This is a genomic window from Streptomyces albireticuli (genome assembly GCF_021228125.1).
In the GTDB taxonomy this organism is placed as follows: Bacteria; Actinomycetota; Actinomycetes; order Streptomycetales; family Streptomycetaceae; genus Streptomyces; species Streptomyces albireticuli.
In genome coordinates, this window is the sequence record NZ_JAJQQS010000028.1 from 1 (window position 1) to 12814 (window position 12814).

Consider the following 12814-nt stretch of genomic DNA (forward strand, 5'->3'; position numbering starts at 1 on the left):
TCCAGGCCGGTCACGGATCCGCCGGAGGACTCCACGGCCGTGGTGATCTGACCGACCGAGGTCCCGCTCGCGGGAACCTCCAGCCGGACCGTCATCGAGTACGAGACGCTTGGCGCCGTTGCCATGGGAGAACTTCTTCTTTCCTGTGTCGCTGAGTGGCGCGGGACCGCCGGATCCGCTGGATCCGGCGGTCCCGCACTGCTGATGGGCTGATGTGCCGATGCGCCGACGAGGCCGGTCAGGCGTCGACGGCCGCGGCGGCCCGGCCGTGGGGGCGGGCGAGGTTGTCCGGGTGGAGGATCTCCTGGAGCCGCTCCTGGGTGAGCAGGCCCTTGGCCAGCACGAGGTCGTGCACCGAGGCACCCGTGGTGAGCGCCTCCTGGGCGACGGCGGTGGCCTGCTCGTAGCCGATGTGCGGGTTGAGCGCGGTGGCCAGGCCGATGGACCGGGCCACGAGGTGGGCCAGGTGCTCGCGGTTGGCGGTGATGCCGGTGACACAGCGCTCGGCCAGGGTCAGACAGCCGGCCCGGAGGTGGGTGAGGCTCTTGAGGAGGCTGTGGGCGATGACCGGCTCGAAGGCGTTGAGCTGCAACTGCCCGCCCTCGGCGGCGAACGTGACGGTCACGTCGTTGCCGATGACCTCGAAGGCGATCTGGTTGACGACCTCCGGGATCACCGGGTTCACCTTGCCGGGCATGATGCTCGAACCCGCCTGGACCGGCGGCAGGTTGATCTCGGCGAGCCCGGCACGCGGACCGCAGGACAGCAGCCGCAGGTCGTTGCAGGTCTTGGAGAGCTTGACGGCGATCCGCTTCAGCACGCCGGAGAGCTGGACGAACGCGCCCATGTCCTGCGTGGCCTCCACCAGGTCACCGGCGACGGTGACCGGGATGCCGGTGAGCGAGCCGAGGTGGCGGCAGGCGAGCTCCGGGTACGCGGGGTGGGCGTTGAGGCCGGTGCCGATCGCGGTGCCGCCCAGGTTGATCTCGCGGAGCAGCGCGCACGCCTCGGCCAGGCGCGCCCGGTCCTCGTCCAGCATGACGGCGTAGGCGGCGAACTCCTGGCCCAGCGTCATGGGCACGGCGTCCTGGAGCTGGGTGCGGCCCATCTTGAGGACGTCCGCGAACTCCAGCGCCTTGGCGGCGAACGCCTCGCGCAGTACCTCCATGGCCTCCAGCAGGCGGACGGCGGCGAGCTGGAGCGCGAGGCGGACGGCCGTCGGGTAGACGTCGTTGGTGCTCTGCCCGGCGTTGACGTCCTCCAGCGGGTGGAGGTGCTTGTAGTCGCCCTTGTCGTGGCCGAGGAGTTCGAGCGCCCGGTTGGCGACGACCTCGTTGGCGTTCATGTTGGTGGAGGTGCCGGCGCCGCCCTGGATGACGTCCACGACGAACTGGTCGTGCCACCGCCCGGCACGGATCTCCTCGCAGGCCCCCACGATCGCGTCCACCTTGGGGCCGTCCAGCAGGCCGAGGTCGCGGTTGGCGAGGGCGGCGGCCTGCTTGACCGCCGCGAGGGCGGTCACCAGGTCGGGGTAGGCGGAGATGGGCGTCCCGGTGATGGGGAAGTTCTCCACGGCGCGCAGGGTGTGGACGCCGTAGTACGCGGCGGCGGGGACGTCGCGGTCGCCGAGGAGGTCGTGCTCGGAGCGGGTGGGGCCGGGGACGGAGGCCGACATGGGGGGATCCGATCGGGTTGAGTGGGGGCGTTCAGGCGGCGGGCGGGGCGGGGGAGGGCGTTCAGGCGGCGGCGGGCACGCTGACGGCGGGGGCGCCGACGAGGTCGCGCAGCACGCGCGTCCGCCGGTCCGTCTCGTCCGTGCCGTCCGTGCCGTCCGCGCCGGGGGCGGTGAGGGCGGCGGCGAGTACGGCGATACGGGCCTGGCCCGCGCGGAGGGTGCCGGTCAGCACGGCTCCGGCGGCCGCGAGGTCCACGGCGCCGCCCTGGGTGTAGATCTCGGCGACCGCCCCGGCGGGGACGCGGGTGGTGAGGGCGACGAGCACGCCGCGCGAGACCGCCGCCGCGACGGCGTCGACGACCTCGGGAGTAGCGTTGCCCGCGCCCGTCGCGACCAGGACGATGCCCTGGGCGCCGGCCCCGACCGCGGCGTTCAGCAGCAGCGGGTCCGCGTCGCAGTGGTGCGTGACGACGTCGACCCGGGGGAGGGCACCGGCGTCGGCCGGCAGGGGCAGCGGCGCCGGGCGCTCGGGCCGCCGCCGGACGAGGACGCGGCCGTCCTCGACGTCGGCGACGGGGCTGCCGGACGGGTCCGCGAACGCGTCGGCCGCCAGGGTCTGCACCTTGATCGTGCCGCGGGCGGCGTGTATCCGCCCGTCGAAGGCGACCAGGACGCCATAGCCGCGCAGCTCGGGCGAGCCCGCCGCCAGCAGGGCGTCGTGGAGATTGCGCGGGCCGTCGCCGTCCACCGCTTCGAGCGGGAGCTGGGCGCCGGTGAGGACGACCGGGCGGGGATCGTCGTGGTGGAGGTCGAGCAGGAAGGCCGATTCCTCCAGGGTGTCCGTGCCGTGCGTGACCACGATGCCGTCGACGCCGGGATCGGCCAGCACCTCGTGCACGGTGCGCAGCAGGGCGAGCTGGTCGCGGGTGGTGAGCCGGGCGCTGTTCACGCTCATCAGGTCGACGACCCGCACCCGGACGCCCTCGGGCACCGCGGCCGTGGCCAGCACGTCCCCGCCGCGCGCGTCGGCGGCGAACCCCGACCCCTGCCAGCGGCTGGCGATCGTTCCGCCCGTGCTGATGACGACGACCTGTCCCACGTCTGCCCGCCCTTTCCCGAGATCAATACGGCCGTCCACGGGGGAGTGGCGGCCAGGCAGGGGAAGAATAGGATGAATCGCGCGCAATTGGATCGCTGATCGGAGCGCGATCGCGCCGATATGTGGTGGATAATCGCGCGGTGGACAGCATTGACAGAAATATCTTGCGTGAGCTCCAGAACGACGGCCGCCTGACCATCCAGGAACTCGCCCACCGGGTCGGTCTGACCTCCTCCCCGTGCATGCGCCGCGTCCGTCAGCTCGAGCAGGACGGCGTGATCCAGGGCTATCGGGCGATCGTCGACCCCGAGGCCGTCGGCCGGGGCTTCGAGGTCCTCGTCTCCGTCGAGGTCAAGCGCGACCGCGAGGCGGTGGAGGCGTTCGAGGCCGCCCTCCAGGACATCCCCGACGTCATCGAGGCGTACCGCCTCTTCGGCAGCCCCGGCTGCATGCTCCGCATCGCGGTCGCCGACCTCACCGCGTACGAGCGGCTGTGGATCGAGCGGCTCACCGCGCTGTCCGGGATCACCGAGGTGAACTCGCAGATCGTCATGAAGCGCGTCAAGCAGTCGAAGGGCCTTCCGGTCGGACCGTGAGTCGAAGGGCCTCCTGGCCGTACCGCTCCGTACCGCGAGCCGGGGCCGCCGCCTTGCCGCCCGTACCGCTTCCGTGTGCATCCGTCCGCGTCCGTCACGGGGAGAAAGCCCTGTTCATCCTCCCCGTGTGAAGCTCCGCTGTTGCCGCGCTTAAGAAAACCTCGATGGACTTGAGGGCCGTGAATTGGGCACATTGGTGCGCGCAAAGGATCACCACGGCGGCCGTCCGCCCTGGCGGCAACCCGTCGGCGCCGCCGTACCCGGTCAGCGCCCCACCACGCCTGGAGCGGCATTCATGAAGGCACTCGTCAAGCACAAGGCCGAGCCCGGGCTGTGGCTCATGGACGTTCCCGAGCCCGAGACCGGCCCCGACGACGTCCTGATCAAGGTGCTGCGTACCGGAATCTGCGGCACCGACCTGCACATCCGCTCCTGGGACGGCTGGGCGCAGGGCGCGGTCAGCACCCCGCGGATCCTCGGTCACGAGTTCGTCGGCGAGGTCGCGGCCGTGGGCGCGGACGTCCGTGACATCGCGGTCGGCGACCTGGTCAGCGGCGAGGGCCACCTGGTGTGCGGGAAGTGCCGCAACTGTCTGGCCGGCCGCCGTCACCTCTGCCGCAGCACGGTCGGCCTCGGTGTGGGCCGTGACGGCGCGTTCGCCGAGTACGTCGCCCTGCCCGCCTCCAACGTCTGGGTGCACCGCACGCACGTCGACCTCGACGTCGCCGCGATCTTCGACCCGTTCGGCAACGCCGTCCACACGGCCCTGTCCTTCCCGCTGGTCGGCGAGGACGTCCTGATCACGGGCGCGGGCCCGATCGGCATCATGGCGGTGGCCGTGGCCCGCCACGCCGGCGCTCGTAACGTCGTCATCACCGATGTCAGCGAGCCCCGCCTGGAGCTGGCCCGCAAGGCCGGCGCGACCATCGCCCTCAATGTCGCCGAGGCGAAGATCGCCGATGCCCAGCGCGAGCTGGGCCTGCGCGAGGGCTTCGACATCGGCCTGGAGATGTCCGGCCGTCCCGAGGCCATGCGCGACATGATCGACAACATGACGCACGGTGGCCGGATCGCGATGCTGGGCCTGCCGGCCCAGGAGTTCCCCGTCGACTGGGCGAAGATCGTCACCTCGATGATCACCGTCAAGGGCATCTACGGCCGTGAGATGTACGAGACGTGGTACGCGATGACCGTCCTCCTCGAGAGCGGCCTCGACCTCAGCCCCGTGATCACCGGCAGGTACTCCTACAAGGACTTCGACAAGGCCTTCGACGAGGCCGCTACCGCGCGCAGTGGCAAGATCATCCTCGACTGGACCGCCTGACCGCCTGACCGCCTGACCAGCGGCGCCAGCGGCACCGGCAGGGCTTTCAGAGCCCCGCCCGGTTCACCGGGCCGCCGGCCGGCAGCCCGTCAGTCGGCCGGCCGGCGGCACCGCCGCCCCACTTCCTTCCTCCTCAAAGGAGCCCCCGCATGTACACGTCCGTCCGTGACGACCTCCGCGCCACCCTCGACGAGATCCGCGAGGCAGGCCTCTTCAAGCCCGAGCGCGTCATCGGCACCCCGCAGAGCGCCTCCGTCAACGTCACGGCCGGCGGCGCCCCCGGCGAGGTGCTGAACTTCTGCGCCAACAACTACCTCGGTCTCGCCGACCACCCCGAGATCATCGGCGCCGCCAAGGAAGCCCTCGACCGCTGGGGCTACGGTCTGGCCTCCGTCCGCTTCATCTGCGGCACGCAGGACGTCCACAAGGAGCTCGAGGCCCGCCTGTCGGCCTTCCTCGGCCAGGAGGACACGATCCTCTACTCCTCCTGCTTCGACGCCAACGGCGGTGTCTTCGAGACCCTGCTCGGCGCCGAGGACGCCGTCATCTCCGACGCCCTCAACCACGCCAGCATCATCGACGGTATCCGCCTCTCCAAGGCCCGCCGCTTCCGCTACGCCAACCGCGACCTGACCGACCTCGAGAAGCAGCTCCAGGCGGCCGACGAGGGCGGCGCGCGCCGCAAGCTGATCGTCACCGACGGCGTCTTCTCCATGGACGGCTACGTCGCCCCGCTGCGCGAGATCTGCGACCTCGCCGACCGCTACGACGCCATGGTGATGGTCGACGACTCCCACGCCGTCGGCTTCGTCGGCCCCGGTGGCCGCGGCACCCCCGAGCTGCACGGCGTCATGGACCGCGTCGACATCATCACCGGCACCCTCGGCAAGGCCCTCGGCGGCGCCTCCGGCGGCTACGTCGCCGCCCGCGCCGAGATCGTCGCCCTGCTGCGCCAGCGCTCGCGCCCGTACCTCTTCTCCAACTCCCTCGCGCCCGTCATCGCGGCCGCCTCCCTGAAGGTCCTCGACCTCCTGGAGTCCGCCGGGGACCTGCGCGACCGCCTGAACGCCAACACGGCGCTCTTCCGTACCAAGATGGCCGAGGCGGGCTTCGAGATCCTGCCGGGCGACCACGCCATCGCCCCCGTCATGATCGGCGACGCCGCCGAGGCCGCCCGGATGGCCGAACTCCTCCTGGAGCGCGGGGTGTACGTCATCGGCTTCTCGTACCCCGTCGTCCCCATGGGTGCCGCCCGTATCCGCGTCCAGCTCTCCGCGGCGCACTCCACGGCCGACGTCGAGCGGGCCGTGGCCGCGTTCGTCGACGCCCGCGAAGCCCTCAAGGGCTGACGTGGGTGGTCCCAGGCGCGGCGCTCCGCGCCCGGGACCACGACCGTGTACGGACCCGTTCCCGGGTCAGGGTTCGGCCCGGGGACGGGTCCGGCGCGCTGTGCGCACCTGTTCCGGCGCGGCCGCCGGCCTGCGTGATTGCTGGCAAAATGGCCGGGTGATCGACCCCCGACGGCTGCGCATCCTGCGTGCCGTGGCGGACCACCGCACGGTGACCGCCGCGGCCGCGGCCCTGTACCTGACCCCCTCGGCCGTCTCCCAGCAGCTCGCGGCGCTGGAACAGGAGACCGGCCACGCCCTGCTGACCCGCAGCGGCCGCGGCGTACGTCTGACAGCGCCCGGTGAGATCCTCCTCACCCACGCGCACGAGGTCCTCGCCCAGCTGGAACGCGCAGAGGCGGAACTGGCCGCGTACGCCGGGGGCGCCGCCGGCGAGCTCACCGTCGCCGCCTTCGCCACCGGTATCGCCGAGGTGCTGGCGCCGGTCGTCACCCTCCTCGCCGACCGCCACCCCGGCATCCGCCTGCGCGTGCGGGACGCCGAGGGCGACGAGAGCCTGCGCCTGGTCCTCGACGGCGGGGCCGACGTGGCCCTCGCCGTCGAATACCGCGGGGCGCCCCGCGAGGACGACCAGCGCCTGGCCCGGGTCCCCCTCTACGCCGAACCCTTCGACGCCGTCCTGCGCGCCTCCCATCCCCTCGCGGGGGAACCCCACATCCGCCTGGAGGCCCTCGCCGACAGCGACTGGGTGGGCCCTTACCCCGGCAACCCGTGCCATGACGTCATGGTCCTGGCCTGCGAACTCGCCGGGTTCCAGCCCCGCTTGGCGCACTCCTCCGACGACTTCCGCGCCGTGGTCGCCCTGGCCGGCGCGGGGGCGGGCGTGGCTCTCGTACCCCGCTCGGCCCTGCGCGGCATCGAGCTCAAGGACACGGTCGTCCGTCCCGTCGAAGGCCGGACCGCCACGCGCCGTGTCTTCGCCGCGGTCCGCCGGGGCTCCGAGGAGCACCCCCTCATCCGGCCGGTCCTCGACGCCCTCAAGGAAGCGGCCGGTCGCCTACCCACGGACTGAAGCTCACCGTTCGCCCTTCCGTGGACGGAGCGCATTCCTCGATGAGGAGGATGTTCCCCCACGCTGGAACTTTCGACGTGCCACGTCGACACCACGGAATCGCTCTGTCCGTCGGACCGCGGGCGGCTCATCCGGCCGCCCGGACGGCCCGCCGGCGGGTGGTCAGGGGCCGGCGACGAGCCGGCTGAGGCGCGGCGCGAGCCAGGGCTTGCGGCCGCCCGCCCGGATCCCGCCGCGCGCGATCACTTTCCAGAGCGGCGTGCGCCGGAACGCGACGAGGAGGAACGCGGCCGGCGCCGCCGAGATCCGGCAGTCGTAGCTCCGGGGCGGCGCGTCGCGGGTCACCGTGGCGGTGCCGTCGCCGATGACGACGGCCAGGCGGGGCCCGCCTCGCACGGCGAGGTTCCTGCGCCCGTCGGCGTCGAACAGGCCGATCGACTCGGCGTTCACGCGCGTGATCCGCTCGATGAACGGGCCGTCGCCGGGCGGCAGGACGCCGTCCCATTCTTCTAACTCATGGGTGAAGGCGGAGCAGTACGCGAGGTAGACGGTGCCCACATGCGCACCGACGTCCCCCACCGTCCACACCGGCACCCCCGAGGGCGCCCCGAGGTCAGGCACGTCGCGCAGCAGCCGGGTCAGGCGCGGGAGAGCGGCCCGCAGCGCGGCGCGGGTCCTCTCGTGCTCGGCGAACGGATTCGAGCGGCTCTCGGCAACGCGCACGTCGCACTCTCCTCGCTGCGGGCGGGCGCACAGATTACCGCTGGGTACCGAAGGGTGATACGGCTCGGGCGGACAAGTGAATCTTCATCCTTTGTCGTGAATCGGGGGATAACGAGGGTCGGTGCGTGCGGGTCGGGCAGGCGGATGATAAAGCCGTCTGCCGCCCAGGCTCACGGCCATGACCCCCGAGGTCATAGGTGCGCACCACGCGCCCCGGGCGACGTGGTCCGGAACGAGGAGATGAAGGGGTATGGCGACGGACCCCTCGGCAGGACTGCAAGGGATCGACCCAGGAGTCTGGGAGGAACTGGCCCGGGCCGTCAACGAACGGAAGTCGGGCGGCGAACCCGATACGACGGCCGAGGAGCTGAAGCGGCACTACATCGCGGAAGCCCAGAAATTCGAGGACCGGGGGGTGGAACTTCCGCAGGTCACCCGGAGCCTCTCCGGCGCGGTCGGCAAGTGGGACCCCTGGGAGATCACCGTCATCGGCCCTCTCAGTGTGTACGGGGGCATCGAGTTCTCCGGCGGCGAGGACTGGGTGGCGCGCGCGGAAGTGGGAATCAAGCTCTCCGGCAAGGTCATCTGGTCGGAGGGCTTCAACCTCAACTCCAAGATGCACAGCGTCAGCTGGGAGAAGAGCTTCGGAGTGGTCTGGGGCAAGCTCACCGTGGGCATTTACGGCGACAGGAAATGCCTGAAGGTCAGCGGCGAAGGATGCTACTGGTGGGGCAGGTGGCACTGCGCGGGTTTCGAAGAAACACCCGGCTGCTTCGTCTGACACCGCACGCGCCGACGGTTCACCGGCCCGTGTCGGACCCGCGAAAGCGGTCCGGTACGGGCCGATGAAGCGTCACCCCGCGCCCTCAGGCCCCGCTCCCCGCTGACGGCTGCCGGTCCGCGGAGAGGATTTCCGCCAGGACGCGCCAGATCTCCGCCGCCAGGTCGATGTTGGATCCCGGGTGGGTCCGGTCGCCCAGTGCGCGGAGGTTCTCCGCGGCCTCGTCGACGCGGCCCTCGTGGGCGAGGAGGCGGTTGTACAGGACGTCCAGTTTGATGCGGTCGCGGAAGGTCAGGCGCAGCTGTGTGCCCTGGAGGGTGTCGTGCAGGGCGCGCGCGTCCTCGAAGCGGCCCTCGTGGAAGGCGAGGTGGGCCTGGAGGGTGCCCAGTTCCTGGCAGCGCAGGGCGGTGCCGATCAGGCCGAGCACGGGCTCGACCTCCTCCAGGCGTTCGCGGGCCGCCTCCGTGGCGGGCGGGGTGAGCTGGAGGTAGAGGGAGGCCGCGGCGAGCCGCAGGCGCATCCACAGCAGGAGGTCGTCGTGGCTGCTCATGCGATCCAGGGCCGTTTCGAGCAGCTCGCGGGCGGTCGTGTGGTCGCCCTGCCGGAAGCGCACGGTCGAGGCGGTCCACATGGCCTCGATGGGTAGGGTGCCGGTCAACTCGTGTGTCAGTTCGCACAGTTCGTCCGCGTGGGCCCGCGCGTCCGGCAGGCGCCCGGCCTCGGCCTCCACGGACACCAGCGCCAGCAGGGCGCCCGCGGTGTCGCGTACGGACGACGCGTTGTCGCGTGCGATGCGGTACGCGGTCGCCGCGGCCTCGCCGGCGCGGGTGATGTCGCCCATGGAGCGCAGGCACTGGGCGAGCTTGGTGCGGGCGCGGGTGCGCAGTTCGGGGAGGCCGAGCTCGTCACCGAGTTCGACGAGCTCCTCCAGGTGGCCGAGCTCCTCCGCCCGTTCGCCCTGCTTGTGCTTGGTCCTGGCCAGCAGCCACAGGGCCTGCCAGCGCAGGGCCCGGTCCCCTTCGCGGCCCCGGCCCAGGGTTCCGGCGAGCTCCAGGATGGCGTCGTCCGTCTCGGCGGACGTCGCGACGGTCAGCGCCTGGGCCAGGGAGTCGGCCTTGGGTTCCGCGAAGTCGGCGGGCCGTACGCCGAGCCGTCCGGCCAGGAAGGCGACGGCTCGTTCGGTCGGCTGCCGGGCGCCGGACTCCAGCCGGGACAGATAGCCGGTGGACATTCCGTCACCGACGAGCGCCGCCTGGGACAGGCCGCGCTCGGTCCTCAGTTGCCTGAGCCGTCGTCCGAAGGACGGCTGTTCGAGCATGTGATCAATCCCCAGCGGTGGTCCGGACCGGCCGCGGCCCCGGCCCACGGCGATCGTTGAGATCGCAGGCTAGCCGACGGCCGACATTTGACAAAATGTTGCCTGGTGTCAGGTCGACGCCATCTGCCTGGTCGGTGCCGATCGAGGGCGTCGACGGTCCTTGATGTTCGGGGGGTTGAGAAATGCCCCGGTGGGGGTTGCGTGGTCAACGGAGGGGATTCATTGAACTCGCTTGCCAAGGACTTGGCAAGATCTTGCCTGCCGTTCAGGGAATCCACTAGCTTGCTGGGCGGTTGGAGGCGACAGCCTGGCAATCCCGGGGGCGTCTCTTGGATGCTCCACAATCCCAGGGGGAAGCAGTGCAGAAGATCCTGCGGTACGCCCGTGTGCCCGTCGCCGTGTCCACGGCCGTCGGCGCGGCCGCCCTCGCCGCCGCTCTCAGCGGACCCGCCGGGCCCGGCATCGACTGGCCCGGCCCCGGCCGTTCCACCGTGGCCATCGACTGGCCGGTGGCCGGTTCCGGACAGCCCGGTCAGTCCGGACCGGCCGTCGTCCACCCGCCGGCCACCGCCTGAGCGGTGTGAGCCGGCCGCTCCCGGGCCCTTCCCACTCCTCTCTCCCCTGACGACTCGGCCGGGGGCGGGGCGGGGCCCCGGCGGCGCGGCTCCGCGGGCCTCACACCCGCGGACCCGCGCGCCCCGCCCGTACCCGTGACGCTCCGGCGGAGAAGTCACGACGGGCCCACGCGTCATGACGGGACGCGCCTCGACAAGCCGGACGCCGTGACGGGTACGGATACCGAGGCACCCCGGAACACCTCACCGCCCCGCGCCGAAGCCATCCCCTCCGGTGGCCCGCACGGCGGCGCCCGAAGGGGGCCCGCGCGTACCCGCGCGTACGGACACCCACCACGGGACACCCCTCCGGCATCCCTTCCCTTTCGTCGATTCCTTTCGCCGATTTCCTTTCGCCGATGAAGGCGGCGGCCCCCGTCGCGCCCCTCCCTCGGACTTCGACCGACCTTCTTCGCCGGTCCGCGCCGGCATTCGCGAGGAGCATCGAACACCGTGCCCATCAAAGTCCTGATCTGTGACCAGCTCCCCCTCATGCGCGACGGATTGCGCACCCTGCTCGGCTCCCTGCCCGACATCGACGTGGTCGCGACGACCGACAGCGCCATGGAGACGGTGGTGCTCACCCGCACCCAGCGCCCGGACGTCGTACTGATCGGCTTCGCCGAGCTCGAACCCGCCCTGGACCTGATCCGCCGCCTCGGTGTGGAGGACCACCCCCGCGACAACCCCCCGCACGCCGTCGTCTTCCACTCCGACTACACCGACGCCATGGTCGCCGACCTGCTGTGCGCCGGCGCCAAGGGACTCGTCAACCGCGACGCCACCAGCGACGAAGTGATCGCCGCCACCCGGACCGCCGCCCGCGGCCGCACCGTGCTCGGCCCCGAGCTCGTCGACCGCCTCGTCGACTGGTTCCGCGAGCGCGGCGCCGCGCCGCGCGCCGACGAGCGGCCCGAGGTCGGCGGACTGACCCGGCGCGAGCGCGAGGTGCTCCAGCTCATCGGCCGCGGCATGTCCATCGACGACGTGGCGGGGGAGCTGTACATCGGCATCAGCACCGTACGCACCCACCTGCACCGCATCCGCCACAAGCTCGACCTCAAGGACCGCGCACAACTCGTCGCCTTCGCCTACCAGACCGGCCTCATGCGCGAGGCGGCCTGAGCCCGCCCCCGCACCCGTACAGGAGACCCCGCCCATGCCCGTAGCGCCCCCCGACGACGACGCCACCGTCACCTTCACCGTCCCGTCCCGCTTCAACGGCCCGGCCGACTCCGCGAACGGTGGCTACGCCTGCGGCCTCTTCGCCGGCCTCGGCGCCGCCCGGCACGGGCGGGACGTCGCCGTCACCCTGCTCGCCCCGCCACCGCTCGACACGGACCTGGAGTTCCGTCCCGGGGGGCGCCGCTCCCGGATCCAGCACGGCGACCGGCTGATCGCCACCGTCACCGCGGACACCGGCGAGCCGCCCGTGATCGAACCGGTGTCCGCCACGGCGGCGGCCGAGGCGTCCCTGCGGTTCGCCGGAGAGCCGGGCCACCCCTTCCGCACCTGCTTCGTCTGCGGCGTCGACCGCGAGGAAGGGGACGGGCTGCTGCTCACCCCCGGCCCGGTGCCGGGCCTGCCCGGCACCGTGGCCTGCCCGTGGACACCCGGCCCCTCCGTCACCGACGACGAGGGATACGCCGAACCACCCGTCCTCTGGGGCGCACTGGACTGCCCCGGAGGCTGGACGGACGACCCCGCCAGGGAACCCATGGTGCTCAGCCGGATGACCGCGCGGATCACCGAACGGCCACGGCTGGGCCACCCGTACGTCGTCGTGGGCCGGCGGGTAAGGCGCGCCGGCCGCACCGCCGTCAACGCCACCGCCCTGTACACCGAGGACGGACGGCTCCTCGCCCACGCCTCCGCCGTATGGGCCGCCGTCAACGACACGACTACCTCCGGTGCGTTGCGCGTCCACAGCTGAACCCTCCCGGAATCCATCACCGCGTGGACGCGGTACCGCCTTCCCGGCACATAGCTTTTCCGCGAAACGTGCCGTGGAAGGCGGATACCCGCAGCAGAGAGGGAATCGCGATGACAACAGCCGAGGAAGCTGATTCCACCACCTGCGCCGTCGTCGTCAACGACGAGGAGCAGTACTCCATCTGGCCCGCCGGGAATCCCGTTCCCGCCGGCTGGCGCCCCACCGGATTCCAGGGCGGAAAAGCCGAATGCCTCGCCCACGTGGCGGAGATCTGGCTCGACATGCGTCCGCTGAGCCTGCGCCGGGCGTCCGCCGACGCCGCCTGACCGG

The 12814-nt window shown here is 71.9% G+C and carries 13 protein-coding genes; 9 read left to right on the forward strand and 4 right to left on the reverse strand.

Annotated elements, in window-relative coordinates; genetic code table 11:
• Window positions 1–238: 238 nt before the first annotated feature.
• Both aspA and LUZ64_RS34025 read right to left on the reverse strand, forming a co-directional pair.
• Window positions 239–1675 (reverse strand): aspartate ammonia-lyase, encoded by a 1437-nt coding sequence (gene aspA / locus LUZ64_RS34020; RefSeq protein ID WP_095578462.1) that lies wholly within the window; start codon window positions 1673–1675, stop codon window positions 239–241.
• Window positions 1676–1736: 61 nt separating this feature from the next.
• The gene (locus LUZ64_RS34025; RefSeq protein ID WP_232399037.1) at window positions 1737–2774 is read right to left on the reverse strand and encodes an asparaginase; all 1038 of its coding nucleotides are present in this window, start codon (window positions 2772–2774) and stop codon (window positions 1737–1739) included.
• Window positions 2775–2914: 140 nt separating this feature from the next.
• Here LUZ64_RS34025 and LUZ64_RS34030 point away from each other — a divergent pair, with 140 nt between their 5' ends.
• From LUZ64_RS34030 to LUZ64_RS34045, 4 genes are all read left to right on the forward strand, one after another.
• Entirely contained in the window at window positions 2915–3370 is a 456-nt protein-coding gene (locus LUZ64_RS34030) for an Lrp/AsnC family transcriptional regulator (protein ID WP_095584436.1), read from the forward strand.
• 295 nt (window positions 3371–3665) lie between these two features.
• Window positions 3666–4694: an L-threonine 3-dehydrogenase gene (tdh, locus tag LUZ64_RS34035; RefSeq protein ID WP_095584435.1), complete on the forward strand. Its 1029-nt coding sequence runs from the start codon at window positions 3666–3668 to the stop codon at window positions 4692–4694.
• A gap of 149 nt (window positions 4695–4843) precedes the next feature.
• Window positions 4844–6043, forward strand: a complete 1200-nt coding sequence (locus LUZ64_RS34040; protein WP_095584434.1) for a glycine C-acetyltransferase — start codon at window positions 4844–4846, stop codon at window positions 6041–6043.
• A gap of 157 nt (window positions 6044–6200) precedes the next feature.
• Window positions 6201–7115, forward strand: a complete 915-nt coding sequence (locus tag LUZ64_RS34045) for a LysR family transcriptional regulator (RefSeq protein WP_095584433.1) — start codon at window positions 6201–6203, stop codon at window positions 7113–7115.
• A gap of 162 nt (window positions 7116–7277) precedes the next feature.
• Here LUZ64_RS34045 and LUZ64_RS34050 read toward each other — a convergent pair whose 3' ends face one another.
• Window positions 7278–7838, reverse strand: coding sequence for a hypothetical protein (locus tag LUZ64_RS34050; protein WP_095584432.1), 561 nt, complete (start codon window positions 7836–7838; stop codon window positions 7278–7280).
• A gap of 250 nt (window positions 7839–8088) precedes the next feature.
• Here LUZ64_RS34050 and LUZ64_RS34055 point away from each other — a divergent pair, with 250 nt between their 5' ends.
• Window positions 8089–8619, forward strand: coding sequence for a hypothetical protein (locus LUZ64_RS34055; RefSeq protein ID WP_095584431.1), 531 nt, complete (start codon window positions 8089–8091; stop codon window positions 8617–8619).
• 85 nt (window positions 8620–8704) lie between these two features.
• Here LUZ64_RS34055 and LUZ64_RS34060 read toward each other — a convergent pair whose 3' ends face one another.
• Window positions 8705–9937, reverse strand: a complete 1233-nt coding sequence (locus tag LUZ64_RS34060; protein WP_095584430.1) for a helix-turn-helix domain-containing protein — start codon at window positions 9935–9937, stop codon at window positions 8705–8707.
• A 359-nt stretch (window positions 9938–10296) separates the two neighbouring features.
• On the opposite strand from LUZ64_RS34060, the gene LUZ64_RS34065 reads away from it, so the two are divergent.
• The 4 genes from LUZ64_RS34065 to LUZ64_RS34080 all read left to right on the forward strand — a co-directional run bounded on the left by LUZ64_RS34065 (window position 10297) and on the right by LUZ64_RS34080 (window position 12810).
• A complete protein-coding gene (locus tag LUZ64_RS34065; protein WP_095584429.1) occupies window positions 10297–10512 on the forward strand; it encodes a hypothetical protein in 216 nt (71 codons plus the stop codon).
• Between the two features lie 492 nt (window positions 10513–11004).
• Window positions 11005–11676: a response regulator transcription factor gene (locus LUZ64_RS34070; RefSeq protein ID WP_087929905.1), complete on the forward strand. Its 672-nt coding sequence runs from the start codon at window positions 11005–11007 to the stop codon at window positions 11674–11676.
• Window positions 11677–11710: 34 nt separating this feature from the next.
• On the forward strand, window positions 11711–12484 hold the full coding sequence (locus LUZ64_RS34075; protein ID WP_095584428.1) for a hypothetical protein: 774 nt from the start codon (window positions 11711–11713) through the stop codon (window positions 12482–12484).
• Between the two features lie 110 nt (window positions 12485–12594).
• On the forward strand, window positions 12595–12810 hold the full coding sequence (locus LUZ64_RS34080) for an MbtH family protein (RefSeq protein WP_095584427.1): 216 nt from the start codon (window positions 12595–12597) through the stop codon (window positions 12808–12810).
• The last annotated feature ends 4 nt before the right edge of the window (window positions 12811–12814 follow it).